We start from the raw sequence: 25639 nt of genomic DNA, 5'->3' as shown, positions 1-25639 counted from the left end.
ATGAGCCATCGCTACGCACCCCTGTTCACGCACATGGCCTGGGCCCTGATGCTGTCGAGCCTGCCGGTCGGCATGGCCTTGGCAGCGCCGGGTAACTGCAGTGCACTGGGTCAGTTACCCGCCGTGGTCGAGGTGGGAGAAGGCCTGCAACAAGAGCTGCAATCGCCAGTGGCAATTACGCGCCTGGCCATCGGCGACCCGAAAATCGCCGATGTACGGGTCAATGGCGACCGTAATTTCCTGCTGACCGGCGTCTCATCCGGCGCCACCAGCCTGTTGGTGTGGACCGCCTGCGCGAGTTCGCCGCGCCAAAGCATGGTGTTCGTCAAGGGCAAGGCCACGTCGGCACTGACCAGCCAGTCGCTGTCGCCGTCGGAAGACCCCATGCTGCCCAGCCAGGTGCAGACCGATATTCGCTTTGTCGAGGTCAGCCGCACCAAGCTCAAGGAAGCCAGCACCCGGCTGTTGGGCACAGGCGCAAACTTTTTCTTCGGCAGCCCCAACCTGTTGTCCCCTTCGGAAGGTGTTTTCAAGCTGCCGGTAAACACTGAAAGCTTCAACGTCGGCTTTGGTGGGGGGCGGGTCAAAGCGATGATCAACGCGCTGGAGCGCAGTGGTTTTGCCTACACCCTGGCACGCCCCAGCCTGGTGGCCATGAGTGGCCAGAGTGCATCGTTCCTGGCTGGCGGCGAGGTGCCGATCCCGGTGCCCAGCGCGGGCAGCGACACGATTTCCATCGAATACAAGGAGTTTGGCATTCGCCTGACACTGACGCCGACGGTGATTGACCGCAACCGCATCTCCCTCAAGGTTGCACCGGAAGTCAGCGAATTGGACTACAGCAACGCCGTGCAGATACAAGGCATCCAGGTGCCGGCCCTGACGGTGCGCCGTACCGACACCAGCGTGTCCCTGGCCGATGGTGAAAGCTTTGTGATCAGCGGCCTGATCAGCAGCAACAACCGCTCCACCATCAACAAGTTTCCGGGGCTGGGCGATATCCCGATCCTCGGGGCGTTTTTCCGCGACTCCAATATCAGCCGCGAAGAAAAAGAACTGCTGATGATCGTCACACCGCACTTGGTGCAGCCATTGGCGGCCAACGCGCAACTGCCCTCCTTGCCCGGCGAAAAACTACGCAGCTACGACCCGAACTGGTACCGGCTGTTCTTCCTGGAAAACGGCAACTTCGACCGTCGCAGTGGACTTTCACAATGAGCGATAGCCTGAGCCAGACCTTTCTCGCCATCACCCGCAACACCACTGACCTGGAGTGGCTGCAGGGCGCCCTGGCGCCGCTTGGCCAAGTCGTCAGCGCCGGCACCGGCAGCCTGGATGAACTGTTGGCACTGGTGGATGTGACCTTCGCCAACCTGGTGTTCGTCGGCCTGGACCGCGAAAACGTCGTGGCCCAGAGCGCACTGATCGAAGGCGCCCTGGAAGCCAAGCCGATGCTGGCCGTGGTCGCCCTGGGCGATGGCATGGACAACCAACTCGTGCTCAATGCAATGCGCGCTGGGGCCCGCGATTTCGTGGCTTATGGCTCGCGCTCCAGTGAAGTGGCAGGCTTGGTACGACGCTTGAGCAAGCGCCTGCCCGCCGTCGCCAACCATGCACAACTGGGTGGACTGACCGTGCTGTTTGGCACCCAGAGCAATGCCGATGGGGCAATGCTGGCCACCCACCTGGCGCTGGTCGTGCAGAAAAGCGGGCAACAAACCCTGTTGCTCGACCTGGGCCTGCCGCGCAGCGACAGCCTGGCCTTGCTGGGCCTGGAAAGCACCTTCAATTTCGGTGATGCGTTGCGACATTTGCGCCGCCTCGATACCACGCTGATCAACAGCGCCTTCACCACCGCCCTGGATGGGCTGCGCATCCTGGCCTACGCCACCGGTGACGAGCCGCTCAAACTCACCAGTGCCGCCGAGCTGTTCATGTTGCTGAGCGCACTGCGCCAACATTTCCAGCACATCGTCGTAAACATTACCGGGCAGCCCGACAGCGAAGCCCTGCGCACCTTCGTCAGCCACTGTGACAAGCTACTGTGGTGCACCGACCAGAGCGTTCTGGACTGTCGCCGCAACCTGGCGATACTCAATCGTTGGCGCGAAAAAGGCATGAAACTGGATCACGCCAAGCTGGTGGTCGACCGCTATATCAAAGCCTGCGCACCTGACACCGAAGCCCTGGAAAAAAGCTTCGGCCTTGAGTGCATCGCCGTACTGCCCCTGAGCGCCGAACTGCGCCTGAATGTGAAAAACCAAGGCCAGACCCTGTTTGCCCTGGCCCCCCGTGAACCTTTGACCCAAGCCGTGCGCGCCTTGGGCGAGCGCCTGGCAAAACGCTCCGAGGGCCTGGCGAAGCCGTCGATGCGCTGGTTTGAACGCTTCCTGGGGTCAGGACGATGAACGGCGAAAAACTGTTTGGCGGCCCAGCCCGCGCCGCCGGTGGCAACAGCGACCACGATGGCCTGAAACTGGTGCTGCACCGTTACATCATCGACGCCATCGAGGAGTCAGGCAAAAACCTGCTCGAAGGCACGCGTCAGTCCCTGGCGCAATTTGTCATCGACAAGGTGTCCGAATACATCACGCGCATGCGCCTGGCGATCTCGCGTTATGAGATGGAGCGCCTGGCCGAAGAGATCGTCGACGAACTCACCGGTTTCGGCCCGCTGGAAGTGCTGCTGCGTGACCCCTCCGTGACGGAAATCCTGGTCAACGGGCCACACCGGGTGTTTATCGAACGCGATGGTTTGTTGCACCAGAGCGACCTGCGTTTCATCGACGACCACCATGTGGAGCGCGTGATGCAACGCATCCTTGCGCCGCTGGGTCGACGCCTGGATGAGTCCTCGCCGATGGTGGATGCGCGCCTGCCCGACGGCAGCCGGGTCAACGCGATCATCCCGCCGATTGCCCTGGACGGGCCGTGCCTGTCGATTCGAAAATTCCGCAAGGACATGCTCAAGAGCAGCGACCTGGTCGCCATGCAAACCATTGATCAAAGCATCTTCGAGTTCTTCCAGGAAGCCGTGGGCAAGCGCTGCAATATCCTGATCAGTGGCGGCACCGGCACCGGCAAGACCACGCTGCTGAACATTCTCAGCCAGTTGATCAACCCCCATGAACGGCTGGTGACCATCGAAGACGTCGCCGAACTGCAACTGGGCCACCCCCATGTGGTACGCCTGGAAACCCGCCCGCCCAACGCCGAAGGCCATGGCGAAGTGCGCTCCAGCGACCTGATCCGTAACGCCCTGCGGATGCGCCCGGACCGCATCATCCTCGGGGAGATCCGAGGCGTGGAAGTGCTCGACGTGATGACCGCCATGAACACCGGCCACGACGGTTCCATGAGCACCGTGCACGCCAACAATGCCCAGGATGCGCTGCTGCGCCTGGAAACCCTGGTGGGCTTGACCGGCCGTGTGGTCGCGGAAAAAACCCTGCGCCAGATGATCTGCGCCGCGCTGGACGTGATCATCCAATTGACACGCATGCCTGATGGACGCCGCTGTGTCAGCGAAGTGGTGGAAGTGGTCGGCGTGCGCGAAGACGTGTATGTCACCAACACCCTGTTCCGCCTGGACCGGCGCACCGGCTTTGGTTTCCTGCGCGAAGCCATCAACCCGGCCGGCGACAAGTTGCGCCGCGAATCGGCTTTGCAATCCTAGGGAGCGCCAGATGATCGGACCTGTGTTGCTCCTTATCTGCCTGCTGCTGATCGGCCTGTCGTTCTGGCAATTTCAGCACGGCCTGCGCAAGGCCCAGACGGACCGCGTACTGGAACGTCTCGGCGACGGTCAGCCCGAAGTACAGGAAACCAGCACCACCTGGACGGGCCTTGAGCGGATGTTTCAACGTGCCGGGCTGGGCAAACCCACGGACCGCCTTGGCCTATGGTTGAGCGGCTGGGTGATCGGCGCACTGCTGGGCTGGCTGTTCGCCGACGGGGTGGGCCTGATCGCGATGATCATCGGACCGCCGCTGTTTCTGCGGGTGTACATCAGTTGGTGTTATCAACGCCGCGTGCAACGTATGGTCGAGCAACTGCCGCAATTGCTCGACCACAGCGTGCGCAGTCTCAAATCCGGCAGAACCTTGGCCGACGCAGTACTAGGCGGTGTCGAGAGCACTGAGGATCCGCTCAAGGAAGCCATGGGCCGCGTTCAACGTAACGTGCGCATGGGCGTCAGCCTGCCAGACTCCGTCAGCGACTTTGCCGAATTCTATGAACAGGACGAATTCCGCTTGTTTGCCCTGGGCCTGAAGGTCAACCACCGCTACGGCGGCAACGCCAGTGAGCTGCTGGAAAACCTGATCAAAATGATCCGCGAACGGGAACAGGGCGCCCGTCAACTCAAGGCCATGACGGGCGAAACACGCATGACCGCCTATGTGCTGGGCGGGCTGCCGATACTGATCGTGGGTTATTTCATTCTGGTCAACCCCGATTACCTGATGACCATGTGGAACGACGATACGGGGCGCATCATGCTGTTCAGCGCGCTGGCCATGGACATCAGCGGCACCTTGCTCATGTGGCGCATGCTGAGGAGTGTCTGAGATGGCGCTACTGGCCTGTGTCTTGTTGTTGCTCGCCGCCTTGGTATTGCTCGGGGGCCAACTGCTCGAAAATCGCCGACGTGGCCGCCGGGTCGCAGAGCGCCTGCAAGGGCGTATGGGCGGCGATGCCAAGCTCGGCACGCTCATGCGTCAACTCGGCGCCAGCACCCTGGCCCAGCGTTCGGTCAGCCTGGACAACGAGACCCAGATACTGCTCAACCGTATCGGTTGGCGCAAGGCCAGCCAACGCTCGCTGTTTGCGGCCTTTCAGATCGGCTTGCCCATCGTGTTCCTGGGCCTGACCGTCATCGGCCAACAGGTTTTTTTCCCTGAAATGGACCCTGCCTGGATTGCGCCCCTGTTTGGCCTGGGTATCGGCTACCTGCTGCCCAAACGCGTGCTGGCCGCCGTCGCCAAACATCGTCAGCAAACCATCGCCAAGGAAATCTCAACCTTCATTCCGCTGCTGCGCATCCTGTTCGAGTCGGGCATGGCGGTCGAACAGTCATTGCGCGTACTGGGCACCGAAGCCCAGCGCTTGCTCCCTCACCTCACGCATGAGCTGCGCCTGATCCTGGCGCGGGTCGACTCCGGGCTGGAGCTGGGCGAAGAGCTGGGCAAGACCGCGCGGTTATTGGAAGTGGATGAGTTCACCGACACCTGCATCATCCTCCAGCAATTGATCCAGCAGGGCGGCGGCGCGATGAAGTCCTTGCTGGCCCTCAAGCAACTGCTCGACGACCGACGCTTGACCCGCCTGCAGGAATATATTTCAAAGATGTCGGCAAAAATGTCGGTAGTGATGATGGTGTTTCTGTTCCCCGCGTTGCTGATCGTGCTTGGCGGCCCGGCCTTTATCGGCATCGCCCGTGCGATGGCCAACTTTTGAGGAGACATGGATGAAAGTACTGATTGCCGGCTTGGCCCTGCTGATGCTCGGCGGGTGCGCCACCAATGGCCAATCACCCTGGGCAGCGTTGACCTCACCGGGCAGTTGCACCAAGCCAAGCTCGGAACAGGAACTGGCACTCAACCTGTCCGATGATTTGGCCAATGAAGGCAAGCTGCACGCCAGCCTGGCCAACCTGCAGAGCCTGCCCGACGCCTTGCCCCAGGTGCGTCAGCGCAAGGCCCGCACTTACCGCCTGCTCGGGCGCAGCGAAGCCGAACCGTTGTACCGCAGCCTGCTCGGCACCTGCATGACCGCCGAAGGCGAGCACGGCCTGGGGCAATTGGCAGTCGCCAAGGGCGACAACGCCCTGGCCATGGCCCACCTGCAACGGGCGGCGCAACTGGCGCCCACCGATGAAAAGATCCGCAATGACTTGGGCGTGGTCTACCTCAACCAATTGCGCGTGGAAGACGCCCGCTTTGAATTCATGACCGCCATCGAACTCAAGCAGGGCGACCCGTTGGCCGCCGTCAACCTGGTAACGCTGTTGATCTATCAGGACGACTGGGGGCAAGCGGCCAAAGTGGTCAGCCAGTTGGGCCTGAGCCGCGAGCAGTTCACTGATGCCCAGGCCCGCGCGGAAAAACTCAAGGGTGCCCGGACGGCCGCGCGCAAAGTCGCAACACGCGACGCCCTGCCGGTGAGCCTCAAGTAAGGAGTGATCGATGAAAGCACATTACCTGATCGGCCTGGCGCTGCTACCGCTGGGCGCCATGGCCATCGAACCGGGCCCATCCTCCCCGCAGCAGGCGGAAACGGAAAACTGGATGGCCTTGCAGATCAACGGGCGAGCCGCTTCGCCGACGCCACAAAGGGCCACGCCCGCGGAACGGGAGCAGGCCTCGCAGCGTTGGCTGGAGACTTACAAACATGCGATTCCGGAGTTCTTCGAAACGGGCACCAGCGGGGACTCTAAAGGCGGCAAGAGTCAGTGATGCCCTGATGCATCAATGGGCAGTCACCCGCTGACGCATCGCCGAGTTGCTCGGCGACAAGGCCAGTGCCAGTTGGGTGCGGTTATGCATATGCGTCAGGCGTAGCACCTGAGATACGTACAGCTTGACGGTGTTCTCGGTGATCCCCAATTCGCAGGCGATCTGGTAGTTGGTCTGGCCCTTGCCCACCAGGCGCGCAACGTCCAACTGGCGCGGTGATAGCTGATTGAAGATGGTCGGAATTTCCACCGGCCCGGCTTCTTCGGCGGCCAGGTCGGCATCATCCGCCAAGCCGGCACCCGGGCTGCGACGCACTTTGTCGAGGTCCTGATACAAGTCATTGATGGATTCGGAAAGGTATTGCAGCTTCTGGTTCAGGTGCCCCAGTTGCAGCTCCTTGCGCCGCTCTTCCAGCGCCGCTTCCTGGCGTTGCAGGCCTTCGAGCAACTCGTCGAGGTTGATCGGCTTCTGGTAGTAATCCGAAATCCCTGCACGCAGGGCCTTGATCACGTCCTGTTTATCGGCGCGCCCAGTGAGCATGATTGCCTCGAACGCCCGCGCCTTGCCCGCCACCTTTTGCATGGCCTTTACAAGCTCGATGCCGTCCATGTCCGGCATGTGCAGGTCGCACAACACCAGGCCGATCTCGGCGTCTTCGCTGAAGCGCTGCAAGGCGTGTCGGCTGGACTCACAAGGGACGCAGCGATAACCACTGCTTTCAAGAAATTCGCAGAGCTCTTCCACGATCAACGATTGATCGTCGACCACGAGCACCTTTACCGCCGAGGTAAGCTTGTTCACGCGTTACTCCATGCCTGGCCAGCCAAAAGATTGACCTATCCCTTTTGACGAAGAATCCTATACATCCACTCAATAAACGTAGACCTACTTTCCGACTATGTACATAGCGATAGAGGCCTTGTGCGACTAATGGATCCAAAACCAGTACAACACAAATCCTGTCAATACAAAGGGTGCGAAAGGCTGCTTTGTTGACACCCTCGGTGACGGTGCCTCGCGGCGCGCGCTAAGCCTTTGATGGATAAGCACCCAGGCGCCCTGGAACACGGCGGCACCGATCAATGACCACAACAAGGCATCCAGATTGCTCGCCAGGGCCAGGGCGGCCAACAGCTTCACATCGCCTGCGCCAAAGCGGCCCAGTGCATAGCCCGGCAAGGTCAGCAGCAGTGCCACGGCAAAGGCCCACCCCCCGTCGCTGGCGGGCGCCCCCAACCACGTCGTGCCGCTCCACACCAGATAGATCAACGCCAACAGCGCCGCCCCCAGGGTCAAGCTATTGGCGATTTGCCGTTGACGCATGTCCTGCAACGCACACAGCCCCAACCAGAGCAGTATCACCACGCTATGGATCACGTAAAAAACATCCCTTTTCGCTGAATGATTCTATGCTGATATCAAGTAGTAGCCGTCAGGGTAGACGCAGTCATGAAAACAGGCCTGCCTGGAAAGCAAAAAGGTGCAGCCGCGATTGAGTTCGCCCTGGTCTTCGGGATCTTTTTTGCGGTGTTTTATGGGTTGATCAGCTATAGCCTGCCGTTGCTGATGTTGCAGTCGTTCAACCAGGCGGCGGCGGAAGGCGTGCGCCAGGCCATGTCGGTGGACCCGGTAGCCGCCGGTACCGCTTACCCCACGCAGGTGACTACACTTGCCAAAACAACGGCGAAAAACCAGTTGAAGTGGATCCCGGCCAGCTTCCAGTTTTCGGACGACTTAATCACCGCCAACTACACCGGTAACACGCTGACCGTCACGATCAAATACCCCACCAGCCGCCTCTATTCGGTGTTCCCGGCATTGGTGTTGCCGGTCATCGGCACCGTGCCGAATCTGCCGGCCAACCTGTTCGCCAGTTCGAGTCTGCAGCTTTGACCTCGGGGGACAAGCTCTTCGGGCGCATGCTCGGCCGCAGCAGCGCGCTCGCGCTCGATACACCCAGCACACCCACGCCAGGGCTGCACCTGCAACTGGACGCTGTGGGCCACGTGCTGAGCATCAACGGCACCCTGCGCTCACTGCTCGCCCCACATGAACCGCGCCCGTTGCTGCGCGAGCTGTTATGCGCCAGCAGCGCCTTGAGCATCGAAGGCAAACCCGCCGACTGGCAACGCCAGAGCCTGGATCTGGACTTTCAAGGCGCCGCCGGCCAGATCCTGCACACCCGTGGCTGGGTCGAACCCGAGGGCGACGGCTGGAGTTTGCGCCTGCAGGACGTCAGCGACTTGCTGGCCAGCAGGCAACTGGCCCAGCACCGCGAACAGAACCATCAACTCGCCTGCCAGATGAGCGAACAACTGCGGGTATGCAGCCTGACCCGCCTGCCCGAGGTGTTCAACGAACACCTGCGCAGCCTGGCCCAGCGCTGGCGAATCCCCTGCGTGGCCATGGCCTTGCTCGATGAAGAAGACCAGGGTTGGCGGATCTACAGCCACTACGCCGCCCACGATGCGCCCGCCTTGTGGCAGACCGGCCAGTCCTTGGGCATCAGCCTGGACAGTGCCAATGGTAATACGCCGTTGAGCCTGGCCCAGGAGCGCAGTGACAACCCTCGCCTGCAGAGCATTTTCGGGAGTGCCGATGGATTCCTGGTGCCTTATCGTGACAGCCAGGGCGTCGCCGCTTGGTTGCTCTGCGGGTTCTACAGCGGCCAGCAACACACTAGCGAACGGGACTGGTTGAACCTCACCGCCGCCCTCGCCGCCCCGCTGCTGAGTCGCCTGCGCGAGCAACGCAACCACCAACAGCTTGACCGCATGGAAGCCCTGCAAGGCCTGCTAGGCACCGGCTGGTGGGAACTGCTGCCTGCCACTCAGGAGATCCAGCTGGCCCCGCAGTTGCTGCACAATCTCAGCCTGGAAGACGGCCCGACCCGCCAGCCGCTGGACCAGTGGCTTGAACTGATCCATCCCGCCGACCGCCAGGCGCTCAACAGCCGTCTGCACGATCTGCAGGCCCTGGGCAAGCCGCTGCTGACCAGCGTGCGCCTGCAGCGTACCGACGCCGAGCACAACCCGCTGTGGTATCGCGTCCAGGGCCAGGTGCTGGGCGTGGGCGATAACCGGCGCTGGATCGGCTTCATGCTCGACATCAGCGACATCAAGAACCAGCAACTGCAAGCCGCCGCCGCCCATGCGCGCCTGGACAACCTGATCGCCAGCTCACCGGCGGTGATCTATGTGCAACGTTATGTCAGCGGCGCCCTGCTCCCGGCGTTCTTCAGCGACAGCCTGCTGCCGCTGCTGGGTTGGACCCTGGCCGACTGCACCCCTGACAACTTGGCGTCACTGATCCACCCCGAAGACCGCGAGCTGTACTTCGAGCGCAGCCGCCAACTGCTGCGCGAAGGCAGCGTACGCAGCCGCTACCGCCTGCGTGACAAACAGGGCCATTACCATTGGCTGCTGGACGAAGCCAAGCTGTTGCGCGACGACCTGGGCCTGCCGGTCGAAGCCGTCGGTTTATGGCTGGATGTCACCGAGGCGACCCTGGCGGCCGAGCAGATCAAACAGAGCGAAGAACGCTACCGCATCCTGGTCGAAGACTCCCCGGCGATGATCTGTCGCTATCGCCCTGACCTGACCCTGACCTTTGGCAATACACCGTTGGCCAACTACCTGGAATGCCTGCCGGCGCAATTGCCAGGGCTGAACCTGGGGCACTGGCTGTCGGACGAACAACGCCAGGCCTTTGTGCAACGCATCGATCAATTGACCCCGGAATTCCCGGTCAGCACCGCCGAGATCAGCCTGGAATTGCCCGGCCGCGAACATGCCTGGTGGGTGTGGTCGGACCGTGGCGTGTTCGACGAACAGGGCACACTGGTGGAGGTGCAAGCGGTGGGCCGCGACAACACCGAAGTGCGCCGCTCCCAGCAGCAACTGACCCAAAGCGCCAAGATGGCCACCCTTGGCGAAATGGCCACCGGCCTGGCCCATGAGATCAACCAGCCGCTGAACGTGATGCGCATGGCCATCGTCAATGTGCTGAAGCGCCTGAGCAACGGCGACGCGCAGATCGACTACCTTACCGAAAAGCTCCAGCGCATCGACACCCAGGTACAGCGCGCGGCGCGGGTGGTGGACCACATGCGCGTGTTCGGCCGCCGCTCGGAAATCGAACAACAGCCCTTCGACCCGTCACAGGCGGTGGAAGGCACCCTGTCGCTGCTGGGCGAAGGCTTGCGCGGCAAGGGCGTGGACCTGCGCATCACACCTGCGGACTTCACGGTGCAGGTCAAAGGGCATGTCGACCAGCTTGAGCAAGTGCTGATCAACCTGATGGTCAACGCCCGTGATGCGTTGCTGAGCAAGCGGGAAAAGGATCCCGGGTTCCGCCCGTGGATCGCCCTGCACTGCGAGCATGACAGCCGGCATGTGCGCATCTGGGTTGAAGATAACGGTGGCGGCATTGACCCACGGTTGCTGGAGCGGATTTTCGAGCCGTTCTTCACCACCAAGCCCATCGGCGTGGGCACGGGGTTGGGCTTGTCGGTGAGCTACGGGATCGTGGAAAACATGGGCGGACGCCTGAGCGTCGCCAATGGCGAGCACGGCGCGAGGTTTTGTGTGGAGTTACCGGTCAGTTAGATCACCAGATAGGCACGGCCCATGTGGCAACTGAGGTTGGCGCCGACCTCGGCGTTGCCCAAGCTGATGCCCAGCGCCGAGAGCAACGTGTTGACGATGGGGTCGAGTATCGGCGACAGGACGTTTTGAACAAGGCCCACCACCGAACTGATGATGGTCGCCAGCGCATTGGTAACGGTGCCATTCGCCGGGTTGGGTGTGCTGCCGCTGGGCGGTACGTAGGTGACCTGCAGACCGTTCAGGGTATTGCCCAGACTAAACAGGATATCGGCGGTGCCGGGTGGTTTTTTGTAGATCGTTGCCGCGTTGATGTCATTCACCGGATTAAACACCAACGTATTGGTTTGCTCGGCTATGGTGGACAACGCTCTCAGATTCAGGCCGCCGCCAACACCGGGGGTGCGCGGACCACACACCAACGTCAGCAGGCAAAAGCGTTGGCCAAAGTCGATCAGCCTCACCGGCTGCACATTCACTGCCGCAGACGATGAAAATGCCGACACCGGATCAACATAACCCACACCCAGGGTGGCGAGTGAAGTGGTGGCCTGCACCGTCAACGACTTGGTGGCCGGCGTGGCGCAACTGAAGTCCGTCACGTGGCTCTCTGCACTGGCCGCCTCGATATAGATGGACAAGGTCTGGGTGATATCCACGTCAGCGACATTACACCCCACTAAGCACACGACACCGGCCACCACATCCAGAAGATTCAAGTTCAACAAACCACCGACCACCTTGGATACCGGCGTCGCAAGCCCGCTCAGAATCGATGTAACCCCCGACACCACCTTGATGATCGGCGCATCAATCGTGACCAAGGTGCGTACCTGGGCCGTCCGCACAAAAATCTGATCCGTTCGCGGGTTATTCAAAAGCCCCGCCTTGGCCTTTAGTGGATTGCCAATCGCCGACATTTGCGGCGGCTCGATGACTTTGGTCTGGATCGAGACGGTGCCTACCAGCGGAATATTCACTTGGGCTGCCGCACTGACCGCACTTTTGCTACTGGAGAGCTGCGCCACTGTCTCCAGTAACTGAAACAACTGCACACTGGTATTCAAAGCTGCCGCCGGCGTCCCGGTGGCGACTTTCAGCAAATCGCCAACCTTAAGAAGCTGTGTATTCGGAGCAATGGCTTTCACTGTAATCAAATCATTGATGACCGCCGAGGCGACCGCACCGTTTTTCTGCAGGATCGTCACGGCGGCGTCGAGCAACTGGCGGGCGGAGACCGCGGTGCTTAGCAGCGCGTCGTAGTCGCCCGCCTTGATTGTCAAATCAATCGCCAACTGATCCAGATAGCTGAGCAGGTTCAAGTTCGTCGTCAGCAAGCCATTCCAGCCTGCGGCCGTCAGGGACAGGCTGCCGCCCAATAGATTGCCGATCACCAGGTTCAGCAACGGGGAGTTGGCCGAATTCACGGAGGCCAGACTGCTGCGAATGGTCAGTTGCGCCACCGGTGGCGCAGCCGCAGCCACGGCGGTGGCACTCAATATCGTCTGGGCGGCAACCGGCGCGCCGCTGAACATATTCCAGATCCCGTTGGCGAGACTTGTCATGACACTGCGCGTTGCGACCACGCGTATGGCGTCGTTCTTGGTCGCATCAGCGACGAACACACGGATATTGCTGGCATTGGTGGGCAAGGTGCCACAGGTCACGGCCAGGCCCCGACTGTTGTCGCCGGCGACCACGGTGAAGCCGTTGCGCGCGGCGTTTTCCTTGGCGTAATCATTGGCCGTGTTAGTGGGCGTGCACAGGCCGCCACGACCAGCGGCTTCCAATGCCGCTGTGTCGGCGATGGACTGCAACCGGCGTTTTTCCAGGTACAGACGGCCGCTGTCCAACGCCAGCAGCATAAACACCATGGCCACCGCCAAGGTGCCTGCCGCCATCAAGCCAATCGCACCACGCTGCCGTGAACCAAGTCGGGGAGACATCAGGCACTCCTTAGCGCTTACTCTCCATTGTTGGGTTGGAGTGTAGACAAGGCTTCAGGTGCGCGCTGGCCAGTCGCCACATTGACGACTGGCGGAAGGTATTTCTAGTGCGGTGGGTAGCTGGAGAGGACGCGTGTGACGGTGGTGCGGATGGCTTTGTCACGGTCCTGGGGGTTGGGCGAAGTGGCCATCATCTGTTCGTCGCTGCCGCGCCACACCAACTTGCCGTCCTTGCCGTCGAGCAGGTCGATCTGGATGGTGGCGACTTTGTAGGTGATGTTGCGCGTTTCGTTGTACATCGGCGCGCCCCAATAGCCGTTCCATGGGCCACCCCAGGCACCGCCGTAGTTGGTGGTGACTTGTTGCTGGCGGTCTTCGACGATCAGGTAAGCCTGTACATTCAGGTCAGCCTTGCTGCCCGGCGCCGCTGGGCGCAGACCGCGCTGGTCGAGTTGTTCACCCACGGCCTGGCGGATGCGCTGCTCGGTGAGGTCGCTCTTGATGCGCGGATCATCCGGACGGTATTGCAGCGCCGGGTCTTTCCAGGCCCAACTGCGGTAGGCACCGAAGTCCCGGCTGGCGTCAAAATCGTGGTTGATCTGGCTGGTCTGGCAACCGCCCAGCAGCACTACAACAGCAAGCGTAGCGATACGACGAAACATGGTTTTTCTCCAAAGAGCGACCCGCGCTAAAGATGAGAATAGCTGTTAACTGGGAGGATACGCCGTCATTGCCTTTTGCACCGCCTGGCGCAAGGCATCTCCCCGCTCACTGAGGCTTCCCTGGCTGCCGGTTTCCGCACTGGCACTCCACACCGGCTGGCCGGTGCGGGCATCGAACAGGTTGACGCGAACCACCACGACCTGCACTTCATAGGTGCGCACGATCGGCACCGAGTTGTACATGCCGTAACCATTGCCATAGCGGTTGTAGCCGCCATAACCGTAGCCGTAGTCATCCTGGACCTGCTTGAGACGCTTCTCCAGGCGCACATCGGCGCTGACAAACAGGTCCGCCGGGCGATTGTCATGCAAGGGGCGCAGCCCGCGTTGGTCAAGGGCACCGCTGACCGCTTCGGCAATCTGCGCCGAATCCACCCAGGCCGTGCCCGCCGGCAACTGGCCGTTGCGCCAGGCCCAGTTGCGGTAGGCGCCGTAATCGCGCACGGGCGCCGGGTAGGCGCTGGCATCAAAGGTATTGGCCGCCTGGGGCGGCGCCGGAGGAATCGGCGCCGAAGCGGCCACATAAGGGTTTGGGCTGGAACAGGCGCCCAAACCCAGGGACAACAGGATCAAACAGAGACGACGCATTTCGACCTCCGCAGACTGGGCCGCTTAAACCGGACGGCAAATCCAGTGCAAATAACGCCCAAGTCCGGCAAAGCTTGGGTGACGACGGTGAGCGAGTTCCATCTCCAAAAGGTCCTGCAAATTGGCGCGGGCCTGGAATTCCACCGGCATATAGTCGTGGAACACCCGCACGCCGCTTTGGCTTTCGACCTGCCAAAGACCTTCGAGTTGCGCCGCCAACTCACGGGGATCGAGGGGTTGTTGCGGCGTCAGGCTTTGCTTTTCGCCGGCCATGTCATTCTTGCGCATTTTGCGGAAGTGGCCTTTGAGCAGGTTGCGGTAAATCAGCGCATCGCGGTTGTAGAACGCCAGCGACAACCAGCCGCCAGGCACCGTGAGCTGATGCAAAACCGGCAGAATTGCATGGGGCTCGGCCAGCCATTCCAGTACGGCATGACACAACACCAGGTCGTAGGGTTCGGTGAGTTGGCCGAGCAGGTCTTGCCAGGGCGCATGGATAAAGGTGGCAGTCTGTCCGGCGTCAGCAAAGCGTTGACGGGCGCCTTCCAGCATCGGCTCGGCGGGCTCGGCCAGGGTGACGTCATGGCCTTGCTCGGCCAGCCACAGCGACATATGGCCCAGGCCCGCGCCGATATCCAGCACGCGCAACGGGCGTTTCGGCAGGGCTTCGGTCAGGTCGGCCTGGAGCACCGCCAGGCGAATCGCGCCTTTGGCACCGCCGTAGATTTTTTCGGCGAAACGCGTAGCCAGTTGGTCGAAATGACGATCACTCATGGGCAAACCGCCGTTCGCTGTCGGCCAACTTGGCGCGCACCACCTCGTTCATGTCCAGGCCCAACTCGCTGCACAGCAACAGCAGGTACAACACGATATCGCCGACTTCCTGCCCGGCATGGGCGAGTGTGTCGGCCGGCAGCTGGCGCGACTGGTCTTCGGTCAGCCATTGAAAGATTTCCACCAGCTCGGCCATTTCCACGCTGGCGGCCATGGCCAGGTTTTTTGGGCTGTGGAATTGTTTCCAATTGTTGGTATCGCGGATGCGGTGCAGGCGTTCGGTGAGGTGTTCGAGGTTCATGCGGTACTCCTGAAGGTGGATAGCTTCGGGCCGAAAGCGCCGGAAGGCAAGTTAATCCACCACACTGAATTCGATCCTGGCCGTCTGCCCCGCCTCGTCCAGCACACTCAACTGATAACGGCCCAGCCGTTCGAAACTGGCGTTGATAAAGTCCTGGTTGGCGCTGTCCCCCAGCGGCGCACCATTGAGGAACCACCAGCGTCGCCCGCTCCCTCCCAAGGCGGAGATTTTCAGGCGCAGGGCCTGTTGGCTGGCGGCGGGCAGGCGCAATTGGTCGCCTTCGCGTACCCCAACAATCGACAGCGGTGACGACGCGGCCAATGCCGGAGGCGGGCAATCGGGGTCGGCGGCCGGGATGCGCGCTTCGCGGCGTTCGGCCCGTGGCAGCCAGGGTTCCAGGGGGGCGGGCCACAGGGCGATGTTTTTCGGCTCGGCGCCGGGGCAATGGGCGTCGACCCGCAAGCCCTTGGCATTGACCCACACGCTCTCCATCAACCCCACGCTCAACGGGTGGTCCAGTGCCTGCAAGGTTGGCGGCGTGGTGTGATCCAGGGTCCAGGCAAAACGCTGGCGGCGGCAATTGGGGTCACTGCGGCTCATGGGTTGGCCCAGCGGCCAACAGATCGCCGCCACGCCAACATTGGCCGGTACCGGTTTAACGGGGGCGCTGATACCACGCTGGCTGTCGCGGTTGGTCAGCACGTCGTGCACCTGCAACATCAACGGCGCTGCCGAGGCCAGGCCAAACTGGCCCGGCACTGGCGTGCCGTCCGGGCGGCCGATCCACACGCCGATCAGATAGCGCGGGCCCACGCCAATCGCCCAGGCATCGCGAAAACCGTAGCTGGTGCCGGTTTTCCAGGCCAGCACCGGGCGTTGCACCAACTCGGCACGCGGGTCACGGTCGGGCCGCGCCTGGCCGCTGAGGATACGCCGCACAATCCAGGCGGACCCTGGCGACAGTAACGGCCGTTCCCTGAGCGTATCGTCCGGCTGCAATCGAATAGTGGCGCTCCTGCCGTCCCGGGCGAAGGCGCTGTAGCCGCTTACCAGGTCTTCGAGACGACTGCCTGCGCCGCCCAGGATCAGCGCCAGGTTCGGTTCGGCCAACGCGGGCAGCGCCAGCGGCACGCCGCCGATGCGCATTTCGGCGGCAAAGCGCTTGGGCCCATAGGCTTCCAGCAACTGCACCGCCGGCAAGTTGAGCGAACTCGACAGCGCCGTACTCGCCGGCACCGCGCCAGTAAAGCCCATGGAGAAGTTGCCCGGCCGGTAATCGCCATAACGCCGGGGCACGTCCTGCAACAGGGATTCGGAGTGGATCAGGCCGTCATCCAGGGCCATGCCATAGAGGAACGGTTTCAGGGTGGAACCCGGCGAACGCAAGGCGCTGATCATGTCCACGTGGCCGAAGCGCTTGGCATCGTTGATGTCCACCGAGCCGAGGTAGGCGCGCACGGCCATGCTTTCCTCTTCCACCACCAGGATCGCGGCGGACGTGTGCTCCGGCAGCCGCGCGCGCCAACCTAGCAGCAGGTCTTCAAGACGGCGCTGCAACGTGGCATCCAGAGTGGTACGGATCAGCGGAGGGCTGTCGGGGCGGTTCAGGCGACGCGCGAGTAAGGGCGCCAGGCTCGGCTCCAAGCGTGGCGCGAGCAGCAACGGTTCTTCAAGGGCTTCATCGACGGCAGACTGCGGCCATACCTGGAATTCAGCGAGACGGCGCAAGACTTTGTCGCGGGCTTGCTGGGCACGCTGGGGATGGCGATCTGGGCGCAAACGGCTGGGGGCCTGAGGCAGAACGGCGAGCAAGGCGGCCTCGGCGTGGGTCAGTTGCGCAGGGGATTTGCCCAGGTAGGCCCAACTGGCCGCTGCCACGCCCTGCAACGTACCGCCAAACGGTGCGCGGTTCAGGTAGAGGTTGAGGATTTCGGCCTTGGACAGGTGCCACTCCAACTGCGCCGTGCGCCACAACTGGCGCAACTTGCCGTGGAAGGTGCGTGAATGCGGATCCAGCAACCGCGCCACCTGCATCGACAAAGTGCTGCCGCCCGACACCACCCGCGCGCCCGTCAGGTTCTGCCACGTCGCCCGCGCCAGCGCCAGCGGATTCACGCCGGGATGCTGGTAAAACCAACGGTCCTCATAAGTCAGCAGCGCGTCCAGGTAATACGGCGACACGTCGCTGGTCTGCACCGGGTAGCGCCACACGCCATTGGCATCGGCAAACCGCCACAACGGCGTGCCATCCTCGGCCAGTACCACCCGCGCCAGGTCATCCTTGGGCAACGGGAGAGGCCAGATGCGGTCGGCCAGCCACAGCAAGGCCACCACCAACAACAGGCTGGCCAAGGTCCAACGGGCAACTAAACGCAAACTCAAACGGGCAAACCTCTATGCTGGTAGGGAACTAGCCTGTTGCAATAACAACCAAAGGCACAGATACGCCCACCTTCTCATCAGGACACACATATGCAGGTAGAAAGCTTTTTCGGTTGGTTGGGCCAGGCGCTCGGTTCCATCATCCGTTTTATCGTCGACGGGCTCAGCGGCCTGTTCGGTGCACTGACCAATGCCGGCGGCAACTTCATCGATGGCTTGTCCCGCACCTTGGGCATGGACACCTCGATCATCAGCATCATCACCCTGATCATCGGCCTGATGCTGCTGTACTCGGCGGTGCGCGCCTTTATGCGGGCGTCGATCATCATGGGGATTATCTGGTTGCTGTTGGGCCTGTGGCTACTGAGCTGGGTCGTCCACTAATCCAAAAACACCACAAATCCCTTGTGGGAGCGGGCTTGCTCGCGAATGCGGTGAGTCAGTCATAGATGCGCTGACTGATACTCCGCATTCGCGAGCAAGCCCGCTCCCACATGTGATCCCCATTTCAAGTTGAGATTTTACCGCCCCTTGATCACCAGATCCGCCGGCGTCTCGCCCACCGCCTGCCAGTTCGGCCGGTACATCGACTCCACTTGCGGCGGTGGCACACGGTAAGTGCCTGGCGTCACGGCACGCGCCAGGTACAGCAGGTGCGTGGTGCCGGAGCCTTCCAGGTTGATCGCCGCCACGTAGCGGTCATCACGGAACTCCTGGTGCTTGAGTGATGCGTTCTGCATCGACTCACGCCACTCCTTCACTTGGCTGCTGGCGTTTTCCAGGCTGGCGGCGCTTTGCGCCAGGTTCTGGTTCTCCAGTTCCAGGCCCGCCGGCAACAGGTCCACCACCAACGCATCCGGCACCCGCTGCTTGGCGCTGACCGCCAAATGCACCAGCACCAGATCGCCACTGTTGAGGCTGCGCAGGTTCAACGGCTGGCCGTTCATGCCCAGGTATTCGCGGCGGATGCTCAGGTTGTCGCCACCCGGTGCCGGTGGCACCTGTGGATAACCCGAAATCGTCAGTTGCTGGTACACCGGCGTCTCGCCCTGATTGCTCAAGGTCAGATCACTGGACAGCCACTTGCCCTCCAACTCCAGCGTCGACTGCTGATTGTTCAGTTCCTGCACACTGCCACTGCCCGTCAATGACACTTGCCAGTTCGCATCAGGCTTGGCAAACCCGAGGCGCCCGGCCAGGAACAGCGAGTTGCGCTCCTGGGTCGACAAATACGGGCTGGCCGCCAGTTGATCCGACAGCGTGAACAAGCGCTCCTCGCGCTTGCCCTTGGCCAAGTCGTTCTCTTCCAGCAAGGCCAGGATCATCGCCTGGTCGCGCAACGGGCTGCCGTAGTCGGCCAGCCATTCATTGGCATTACGCTGCGCCGCCAGGCCGGCGAGCAACGCCTGGTCCGCACGCGGCTGGTCACCCATCTTCTGCAACGCGATGGCCAACTGCACCAGCGGCAGACCGGAGCGCGCATCGCTGCGGCGTTCGAAGATGCTGCGCAACGCGCCCAACGGCGCCTGCTGACTGCGCGCCAGCACCATGCCCGCGTAGGCCTGCACGGCAAAGCGGGTGTGGTCGGCATTGTCGCTGTAATCGACGTCGATCAGGTTGCGTTCCTGCACGTAGCGCAGCAGACGCTCGCTGGCCTTTTTCAAGGCTTCAGGCGGCACCGCGAAACCCTGATCGCGAGCGCGCAGCAGGAAGTCGGTGACGTAAGCTGTCAGCCAATATTCCTCTTCGCCATCCGCGCCCCACAACCCGAAGCTGCCGTTGTAGCGCTGCATGCCCAACAGGCGCTCGATGCCCAACTCGATCTTGCGTTTGCGCTCGCTGTCCGACTCGCCTTTGATTGACAGGCGCTTGAGCAATGCATCGTCGGCATACAGCGACGGGTACAGGCCGCTCGCGGTCTGCTCCAGGCAACCGTAGGGGTAGGCCTTGAGGGCACTGATCTGCGCGCCTAGGTTCAGCGGCGGTCGACTCGACAGGCTCAGCAGCGCCTGGCGCCCCGAGGCGTCGAACTGATCCAGCGTCCCCGCCGGCAAGCTCCACGGTTGATCCTTCAGCACCGCGCGATAGTGCTTGAGCAGCGCCGGATAGGCCGGACGCACACCCAGGGTCCATTCGCGCGTAAACGGCGGCAGGTTCTCACCCGGCAGATCCAGGCCATTCACCGTCACCTTGACCTTGCCCTGCCCCAACCCGCCCCAGGCTTTCACCGGGATGCGCAGGGTGGTGCGCTGGCCTTGCTTGAGTTCGACGCTTTGCGCGCCGCTGCTGACCAGCTCCAACTGCCCGTCGGCACTCAGTTGCACATCGAGTTTCTGCGGTTTGCCCGACAGGTTGGACAGGTCCAGCGCCAACGTGGTCTGGTCACCACCCGCCATGAAGCGCGGCGCCGACAGCTCGGCAATCAGCGGCGCGGCAATCACCGTCTTGGCTTCGGCCATGCCGTAGCGATCGTCGCTCCAGGCCTGGGCCATCAGCCGCAGTTCGCCATTGAAATCGGGAATATTGACGCTGACTTCGCCCTCGCCTTGCTCATTCAAGGTCACCGGCGCGCTTTGCAGGGCGACGATGGTCACACTGGTGTCCGGGCGCTTGCCGCCTTTGGCCAGCGCCGCATCACCACCAAATGCCAGGCTGGCCAATCGACCCTGGCCGGCTTCGATCAACTGGCCGTAGATATCGAATTGGTCCACGCCGTAGGCTTTGCGACCGAACAGGCTGGAATACGGATCCGGCGTCGGGTATTCGGTGATATTCAGGATGCCCACGTCCACGGCTGCGACCAGTACATGCACCTGTTTCGGCACGCTACCATCGGCATTCTTGGCGGCGATTTTCACGGTGAGCGGCTGTTTGGGGCGCATTTTTTCCGGCGCGCTGAGGGTCACGCCAAGCTTGCGCTGGGTGCGATCCAGCGGCAGGTGCAGCAGGCCGACTGCACGTTTGGGTGTGATGTTGGCTTTGCGCTCGCCGGGGCGAATCACCAAGGCGCTGACATACAAGTCATGGCGCGACCATTTCGGGTCGAGCTTCACGGCAAAACTTTTGCCTTCAGCCGGCACGTCGATTTCCTGCCACCACAACGGGCCTTCGGCGGATTCCACCAGCAGGTAGCCCTTACCCGCAGCCGGCGGCGTGACGGTCACGTTGGCCGTATCGCCATCGCCATAGGCTGGTTTATCCAGCGCCAGCTTGACTTGATCAGGCCGTACGGCGCCGCCTTCGGTGTTGTCCTGGGCCTGGTAGCCAGCCCAGAAGCGCAGGCTGCTGACCAAGCCGGTCTGCGGGTCCTCCACTTCCACGCGGTAAGGCCCCCACTCCACCTGGAAGCTGACCTTGGCGGTATCGCCGGCCTTGATGTTCAGGGTCTGTTCGTCGAGGTTGAGGAATTTCTCGTTGAAGTGATAGCTCCAGCCATCATTCTCGGAGTAGTTCCAGTAGTAGTCGCGGCGCTCACGCACCAGGCGCACCTTGAGGTTCGGCGCGGCGAGTTTCTGCCCGTCCTGGTTGGCCAGCAGCACTTCGAATTCTGCGGGGCCGTCGCCGTTGGTTTCCTTGCCGTCAAACAGCCCGCGCAGGCCCGGCAACTGCTCGGCCGGCCAGATCGGCTGCACCAGGCGCCGGGTGATCGGCCGTCCGCCCGACTCTTGCAGGCTGGCCTGCACGATCAATTGCAAGGGCGACTTGGCCTCGGCCCATTTGCTTTCCAGGGTCAGTGCTTCCTGGCCCTTGGCGTCGAGTACGCTTTCGTCCAGTTCGAAATCCTGGCTCAGTTCTTCTTCGGTGACGGAGCCGAACTGATAGCCCGGCAGCGACTTGACCGCTTCGCGCAACGGCCGCACATAGACTTGGCCGCTGACGCGATTGCCCGAGGCAGGCGCGCCGTACAGGTAACGGCCGTTGACCTGGATCACCGCGTCGTCCGCCGGCTTCAGCGGGGTGTCACTGCCCTTGAGTTCCAGCGCCAGGCGCTCGGGCAGGAAGTCTTCTACAAGGAATTCATACAGCTGCGGCTTGCCATCACCCAGGTCGAACACCAACTGCCAGCGCCCGGTCGGTGCTTCGCCGGCCAGTTGCAGTTGATACTGATAGAGGCCAGAGGCATCGGCGTCCCACACGAACTTGCGGCTGACCTGCTCATCCGGTCGACGGACTTCGACGCTCACCGGCTGCGGCTTGACGGCATTGCCGTCCTTGTCGCGCAGCAGGGCGTTGAGCAGCACGGTTTCGCCAGGGCGATACAGGTCGCGCGGGCCAAACACAAAGAACTGCAAAGGGTGGGAGGGTTGGCCGCCGATGTCGAACTCGGCCAGGTCCAACGCGGCGCTGTCGAGGCGCAGCATACTGGTCTGCTCGCCCTGCTTGGCCAACAGCACCTGAGCCTTTTTCGGCAATGGCAACTCGGCGTGGCCGCCCTTCTCGGTCTTGCCCTGGCCCAGCACGCGGCCTTCGGCGTCGAGCACCTCAAGGTCGACGCCATCCAGTGCCTTGCCGCCTTCCAGCGCCTGGGTAAACACGTCCAGGCGATTGGCGTAACGGTGCACCGACAGGCCGATATCACTCAGGGTGAATAGCGTGGCCGGTTGGGAATAGTTGTAGGTACCCGAAGCCCGCATCACCGCCAGGTACACGCCAGGCTGCTGCAGTTGCTTGAGGCCGGCGATCGGCAGCAACAGGGTTTCACGGGTGTTGCGCGCCGGGTTCAGGTCGAAACGGCCGCCGTAGACCAAGTCGGCCAAGGGCAGCAGTTCGCGGGATTCATAGCTTTGCAGGCTGGTGTTGCGGCCCCACTGCGCGAGGAAGGTAGGCAGGGATTCGGGTTTGATGCGGAAGAATTCGACATCGATCTTGTCGACGTTCAGCGCGATCACCGGCAGGCCTTCGGCCAGGCGTGTCGGCAGCAAGGTGCCACGGCTGGCAAAGCCGACAGTGGCTTGCAGGTCGCGAGTTTCCAGGCGGGCTGTGTATTCGGCGGCGAGCGTGTTGTCGTTGACCGCCTTCACACCGGCATCGACTGTCAGCACCAGCTTGCGCTGTGGCTCCAAGTGGCGCAGGCGCAATTCCATCAGGTTATCGGAGATTTCCCAGGCGCCATCGACCTTGCCGGACTTGCTGTCCACCAGGTGAAGTTTGTCGGCGAATTTTTGATCGGGATCCAGCGGAATGGAAAAGCTCACAGAGAGCGTGCTGGCGCCGTCGAGCTGCACTTCGGACACATCCACCACGCTCAACTCACGCCCGGCATAACGCTGTTTCAGCGCCGCCACATCCACTGCGGCCTTGGCTGGCTTGGGTGCCACTGTTGCCGCTGCGGGAGCGGTCGGGGCCGCCGGTTTATCGGAGGAATCGCAGGCGCTCAGCAGGGCCAGCGCGCAGGCCAGGAACAATCCTTTGTTAAGCATGGGGCACTCGTAGTGGGAGGGGCCGAGGGGTGAACTATATATCAGCCCGCGTGGGGCCGATGAGGTGCTGGTCACATTGACCGACGGAGGGTGGTTTGGTTCTGAGATCATCCTTGATCAAGCCAAATCCCACAGCCAAGGGCAGCCAGTTACAATGCCGCTCCCCCAAGGAGCCTGCATGCCCACCTTACTCACCGACTGGCGCCACCGCCCCACACACCGCCGCGTCTGGGCCCTGGCCGCGCCGATGATCCTGTCGAATATCTCGGTGCCATTGGTGGCGCTGGTGGACAGCATGGTCATCGGCCATCTTCCCCACGCGCACCAGTTGGGTGCCGTTGCGGTCGGCGCCAGCCTGTACACCTTCCTCGCCTGGGCCATGGGTTTCCTGCGCATGGGCTCCACCGGTTTCGCCGCCCAGGCTGCTGGGCGCAATGATGGCGCGGCGCTGCGGCAAATCCTGCTGCAAGGCCTGCTGCTCGCACTGGGCCTGGCGATGCTGTTGGGCACAGTGGGCATTCCGCTGAGCCATCTGGCGTTGGAATGGATGCAGCCCTCCCCCGAACTCAATCAACTGACGCAGGATTTTTTCCACACTCGCCTGTTCGGCCTGCCGGCTGCGTTGGCCAGCTATGCGCTGGTCGGCTGGTTTCTCGGCACGCAGAACGCCCGCGCGCCTCTGGTGATCCTGCTGACCACCAACCTGGTCAACATCGCCCTGAACCTGTGGTTCGTACTCGGGCTGGAGTGGGGTGTGGTCGGTTCGGCGCGTGCGTCCGTCGTGGCGGAATGGACCGGCGCTTTGCTCGGCCTGGCCATGACGCAAAAAGCCCTGCGCGCCTACCCGGGTCATATCGCCTGGGCGGCGCTGAAGCTGTGGGAAAGCTGGCGTCCGCTGCTGGCGGTCAACCGCGACATTTTTATCCGCAGCCTCGCGCTGCAATCGGTGTTTTTCATGATCACGGTGCAAGGCGCGAGACTGGGCGATGCCACCGTGGCGGCCAATGCACTGCTGCTCAACGGCCTGTTGCTGACCGCCCATGCCTTGGATGGATTGGCCCATGCGGTCGAAGCCCTGTGCGGGCATGCCATCGGCGCCCACGACCGCCAGGCTTTGCGTCGTTCATTAGTGGTGGCCGGCGGTTGGTCGCTGATCGCCAGCGTCGGTTTTGCCTTGCTGTTTACCGCCGGTGGTCACCTGTTTGTCGCCATGCAGACCGATATCCCCAGCGTGCGCGAAACCGCCGACCTCTACCTGCCTTACTTGGCGATACTGCCGCTGATTGCAGTGTGGAGTTACTTGCTGGATGGCTTGTTCATCGGCGCCACCCGCGCGCGGGAGATGCGCAATGGCATGCTGCTGACGGTCTTGCTGACACTGCCCTTCGCGTGGGCGTTGCAGGGTTTGGGTAACCACGGTCTGTGGATAACCTTCCTGCTATTCATGGCCCTGCGCAGCCTTACTTTGTGGGCGATTGCCTGGCGCTTGAATCGACAGGATCAGTGGCTTGGATAAACGCGGTGACGCGGTCCAGTACCGGCGCCAACCAACGCAAGGGCCTGGCGATCGCACCCACCAGCGTCTGGTGGTTGGTCTTGCTGAAGTAAAACTCTTCCACGGGTACTCCCGCCGCCCGTAATTGCTCTGCCAACCCGCCCGTGTTGCGCTTGGGGTTGACGAGTTTGTCGTCCGTCGAAGCAATCAGCAGACTGGGCGGTGCACCACGGCTGACGTGATTGATCGGCTGGGAATCCGGCGGTGAATCAGGGAAGAAAAACACCGGTTTCACGTCAGGGTTTTCAATCGGCAGAAAGTCATAAGGCCCGGCCAGGCCGATCCAGCCTTTAAGGATTGACGGCGACAGATCCACAGCCTCAAGCCACCGCTTATCCAACGCCAGCATCGAAGCGTTGTAGGCGCCAGAGCTGTGACCCATCAGATACAGCTGTTGCGGATCGGCGCCGTATTCGGCGATGTGTTGATAGGTCCAGGCCACCGCGTTGGCGCCGTCCTGGAGAAACGCGGGGTAACGCACTTGAGGATAGAGGCGGTAATCGGCGATCACCACGACGATGCCGCGTGAAGCGAGGGCTTCACCGACAAATCCGTAGTCCTCCCTGGAGCCGCTGTTCCAGCTGCCGCCATAGAAAAACACCACAACTGGAGCGTTGGAGATAGCAGGGACAGGTCGGTAGATATCGAGCTTTTGCCGGGGGTCATCGCCGTAGGCGATGGCTGAAGTTTTGGTGAAGGTGTTGGAAGGAGTGAGTGCATTGAGCACTTTGATGGGCGAGCACGCCGCAAGCAATGCGGCGAATGCCATGACAAACCATTTCCTAAGCATTGACGCACCTCAGTGTAGGAGCGAGCTTGCTCGCGAAAAACCCGCAGGCGACGCGGGCATTCTGGCTGCCCGCGTTATCGTTAACGTTCTTCGCGAGCAAGC

Annotated in this window: 21 protein-coding genes; 11 read left to right on the top strand and 10 right to left on the bottom strand. The window is 62.2% G+C overall.

Annotated elements, in window-relative coordinates:
* Genes HX793_RS08940 through HX793_RS08910 form a run of 7 tightly spaced genes read left to right on the top strand, consistent with a single transcriptional unit; the run spans position 1 to position 6455 of the window.
* Entirely contained in the window at positions 1-1218 is a 1218-nt protein-coding gene (locus HX793_RS08940; RefSeq protein ID WP_016977024.1) for a type II and III secretion system protein family protein, read from the top strand.
* Positions 1215-2408 carry a CpaE/TadZ family protein gene (locus HX793_RS08935; protein WP_177094746.1) on the top strand — a complete coding sequence of 398 codons (1194 nt, stop codon included), beginning with the start codon at positions 1215-1217 and terminating at the stop codon, positions 2406-2408. The genes HX793_RS08940 and HX793_RS08935 overlap by 4 nt, the downstream gene beginning before the upstream one ends.
* The gene (locus HX793_RS08930; protein ID WP_016977022.1) at positions 2405-3676 is read left to right on the top strand and encodes a TadA family conjugal transfer-associated ATPase; all 1272 of its coding nucleotides are present in this window, start codon (positions 2405-2407) and stop codon (positions 3674-3676) included. Before HX793_RS08935 ends, HX793_RS08930 begins: the two co-directional genes overlap by 4 nt.
* 10 nt (positions 3677-3686) lie before the next feature.
* On the top strand, positions 3687-4568 hold the full coding sequence (locus HX793_RS08925; RefSeq protein WP_177094744.1) for a type II secretion system F family protein: 882 nt from the start codon (positions 3687-3689) through the stop codon (positions 4566-4568).
* Between the two features lies 1 nt (position 4569).
* Positions 4570-5457: a type II secretion system F family protein gene (locus tag HX793_RS08920; protein ID WP_025999783.1), complete on the top strand. Its 888-nt coding sequence runs from the start codon at positions 4570-4572 to the stop codon at positions 5455-5457.
* A 10-nt stretch (positions 5458-5467) separates the two neighbouring features.
* Complete coding sequence (locus HX793_RS08915; RefSeq protein WP_095014552.1) at positions 5468-6175, top strand: tetratricopeptide repeat protein; 708 nt, start codon at positions 5468-5470, stop codon at positions 6173-6175.
* Between the two features lie 10 nt (positions 6176-6185).
* Complete coding sequence (locus tag HX793_RS08910; RefSeq protein WP_016977018.1) at positions 6186-6455, top strand: DUF3613 domain-containing protein; 270 nt, start codon at positions 6186-6188, stop codon at positions 6453-6455.
* 12 nt (positions 6456-6467) lie between these two features.
* On the opposite strand, the gene HX793_RS08905 is transcribed toward HX793_RS08910, so the two are convergent.
* Positions 6468-7256: a response regulator transcription factor gene (locus HX793_RS08905; protein ID WP_016977017.1), complete on the bottom strand. Its 789-nt coding sequence runs from the start codon at positions 7254-7256 to the stop codon at positions 6468-6470.
* A gap of 126 nt (positions 7257-7382) precedes the next feature.
* Positions 7383-7832: a prepilin peptidase gene (locus HX793_RS08900; RefSeq protein WP_177051436.1), complete on the bottom strand. Its 450-nt coding sequence runs from the start codon at positions 7830-7832 to the stop codon at positions 7383-7385.
* Positions 7833-7904: 72 nt separating this feature from the next.
* Here HX793_RS08900 and HX793_RS08895 point away from each other — a divergent pair, with 72 nt between their 5' ends.
* A complete protein-coding gene (locus HX793_RS08895; protein WP_016977015.1) occupies positions 7905-8348 on the top strand; it encodes a TadE/TadG family type IV pilus assembly protein in 444 nt (147 codons plus the stop codon).
* Positions 8345-11062 (top strand): PAS domain-containing sensor histidine kinase, encoded by a 2718-nt coding sequence (locus tag HX793_RS08890; RefSeq protein ID WP_177094742.1) that lies wholly within the window; start codon positions 8345-8347, stop codon positions 11060-11062. The genes HX793_RS08895 and HX793_RS08890 overlap by 4 nt, the downstream gene beginning before the upstream one ends.
* Here the strand turns inward: HX793_RS08890 and HX793_RS08885 are convergent.
* The 6 genes from HX793_RS08885 to pbpC all read right to left on the bottom strand — a co-directional run bounded on the left by HX793_RS08885 (position 11059) and on the right by pbpC (position 17772).
* Positions 11059-13005, bottom strand: a complete 1947-nt coding sequence (locus HX793_RS08885; RefSeq protein WP_177051439.1) for a pilus assembly protein TadG-related protein — start codon at positions 13003-13005, stop codon at positions 11059-11061. The two genes, HX793_RS08890 and HX793_RS08885, sit on opposite strands and share 4 nt — an antisense overlap.
* 104 nt (positions 13006-13109) lie before the next feature.
* Complete coding sequence (locus HX793_RS08880) at positions 13110-13667, bottom strand: DUF4136 domain-containing protein (RefSeq protein ID WP_177094740.1); 558 nt, start codon at positions 13665-13667, stop codon at positions 13110-13112.
* A 45-nt stretch (positions 13668-13712) separates the two neighbouring features.
* A complete protein-coding gene (locus HX793_RS08875; protein WP_177094738.1) occupies positions 13713-14315 on the bottom strand; it encodes a DUF4136 domain-containing protein in 603 nt (200 codons plus the stop codon).
* A 24-nt stretch (positions 14316-14339) separates the two neighbouring features.
* Positions 14340-15089: a methyltransferase gene (locus HX793_RS08870; protein ID WP_177094736.1), complete on the bottom strand. Its 750-nt coding sequence runs from the start codon at positions 15087-15089 to the stop codon at positions 14340-14342.
* Positions 15082-15390, bottom strand: coding sequence for a MazG-like family protein (locus tag HX793_RS08865; RefSeq protein ID WP_038843772.1), 309 nt, complete (start codon positions 15388-15390; stop codon positions 15082-15084). The genes HX793_RS08870 and HX793_RS08865 overlap by 8 nt, the downstream gene beginning before the upstream one ends.
* A 51-nt stretch (positions 15391-15441) precedes the next feature.
* Positions 15442-17772: a peptidoglycan glycosyltransferase PbpC gene (pbpC, locus tag HX793_RS08860; RefSeq protein WP_177094733.1), complete on the bottom strand. Its 2331-nt coding sequence runs from the start codon at positions 17770-17772 to the stop codon at positions 15442-15444.
* A 90-nt stretch (positions 17773-17862) separates the two neighbouring features.
* On the opposite strand from pbpC, the gene HX793_RS08855 reads away from it, so the two are divergent.
* On the top strand, positions 17863-18156 hold the full coding sequence (locus HX793_RS08855) for a hypothetical protein (protein WP_016977007.1): 294 nt from the start codon (positions 17863-17865) through the stop codon (positions 18154-18156).
* A 137-nt stretch (positions 18157-18293) separates the two neighbouring features.
* Here the strand turns inward: HX793_RS08855 and HX793_RS08850 are convergent, their stop codons facing one another.
* A complete protein-coding gene (locus HX793_RS08850) occupies positions 18294-23192 on the bottom strand; it encodes an alpha-2-macroglobulin (protein ID WP_177094732.1) in 4899 nt (1632 codons plus the stop codon).
* 178 nt (positions 23193-23370) lie between these two features.
* Here HX793_RS08850 and HX793_RS08845 point away from each other — a divergent pair, with 178 nt between their 5' ends.
* On the top strand, positions 23371-24708 hold the full coding sequence (locus tag HX793_RS08845) for an MATE family efflux transporter (protein WP_177051445.1): 1338 nt from the start codon (positions 23371-23373) through the stop codon (positions 24706-24708).
* Here the strand turns inward: HX793_RS08845 and HX793_RS08840 are convergent.
* A complete protein-coding gene (locus tag HX793_RS08840; RefSeq protein ID WP_438810834.1) occupies positions 24653-25516 on the bottom strand; it encodes an alpha/beta hydrolase in 864 nt (287 codons plus the stop codon). The genes HX793_RS08845 and HX793_RS08840 overlap by 56 nt on opposite strands.
* Between the last annotated feature and the right edge of the window lie 123 nt (positions 25517-25639).

Source organism: Pseudomonas reactans, assembly GCF_013387025.1.
Taxonomy (GTDB): domain Bacteria; phylum Pseudomonadota; class Gammaproteobacteria; order Pseudomonadales; family Pseudomonadaceae; genus Aquipseudomonas; species Aquipseudomonas reactans.
This window is presented reverse-complemented; position numbering and strand designations above follow the sequence as displayed.

Excerpts from the sequence above, each read along its gene's own strand:
- HX793_RS08940 (WP_016977024.1), top strand. The coding sequence starts at position 1 with ATGAGCCATCGCTACGCACCCCTGTTCACGCACATGGCCTGGGCCCTG.
- HX793_RS08935 (WP_177094746.1), top strand. The coding sequence starts at position 1,215 with ATGAGCGATAGCCTGAGCCAGACCTTTCTCGCCATCACCCGCAACACC.
- HX793_RS08930 (WP_016977022.1), top strand. The coding sequence starts at position 2,405 with ATGAACGGCGAAAAACTGTTTGGCGGCCCAGCCCGCGCCGCCGGTGGC.
- HX793_RS08925 (WP_177094744.1), top strand. The coding sequence starts at position 3,687 with ATGATCGGACCTGTGTTGCTCCTTATCTGCCTGCTGCTGATCGGCCTG.
- HX793_RS08920 (WP_025999783.1), top strand. The coding sequence starts at position 4,570 with ATGGCGCTACTGGCCTGTGTCTTGTTGTTGCTCGCCGCCTTGGTATTG.
- HX793_RS08915 (WP_095014552.1), top strand. The coding sequence starts at position 5,468 with ATGAAAGTACTGATTGCCGGCTTGGCCCTGCTGATGCTCGGCGGGTGC.
- HX793_RS08910 (WP_016977018.1), top strand. The coding sequence starts at position 6,186 with ATGAAAGCACATTACCTGATCGGCCTGGCGCTGCTACCGCTGGGCGCC.
- HX793_RS08895 (WP_016977015.1), top strand. The coding sequence starts at position 7,905 with ATGAAAACAGGCCTGCCTGGAAAGCAAAAAGGTGCAGCCGCGATTGAG.
- HX793_RS08885 (WP_177051439.1), bottom strand. The coding sequence starts at position 13,005 with ATGTCTCCCCGACTTGGTTCACGGCAGCGTGGTGCGATTGGCTTGATG.
- HX793_RS08880 (WP_177094740.1), bottom strand. The coding sequence starts at position 13,667 with ATGTTTCGTCGTATCGCTACGCTTGCTGTTGTAGTGCTGCTGGGCGGT.
- HX793_RS08875 (WP_177094738.1), bottom strand. The coding sequence starts at position 14,315 with ATGCGTCGTCTCTGTTTGATCCTGTTGTCCCTGGGTTTGGGCGCCTGT.
- HX793_RS08870 (WP_177094736.1), bottom strand. The coding sequence starts at position 15,089 with ATGAGTGATCGTCATTTCGACCAACTGGCTACGCGTTTCGCCGAAAAA.
- HX793_RS08865 (WP_038843772.1), bottom strand. The coding sequence starts at position 15,390 with ATGAACCTCGAACACCTCACCGAACGCCTGCACCGCATCCGCGATACC.
- HX793_RS08855 (WP_016977007.1), top strand. The coding sequence starts at position 17,863 with ATGCAGGTAGAAAGCTTTTTCGGTTGGTTGGGCCAGGCGCTCGGTTCC.
- HX793_RS08850 (WP_177094732.1), bottom strand. The coding sequence starts at position 23,192 with ATGCTTAACAAAGGATTGTTCCTGGCCTGCGCGCTGGCCCTGCTGAGC.
- HX793_RS08845 (WP_177051445.1), top strand. The coding sequence starts at position 23,371 with ATGCCCACCTTACTCACCGACTGGCGCCACCGCCCCACACACCGCCGC.
- HX793_RS08840 (WP_438810834.1), bottom strand. The coding sequence starts at position 25,516 with ATGGCATTCGCCGCATTGCTTGCGGCGTGCTCGCCCATCAAAGTGCTC.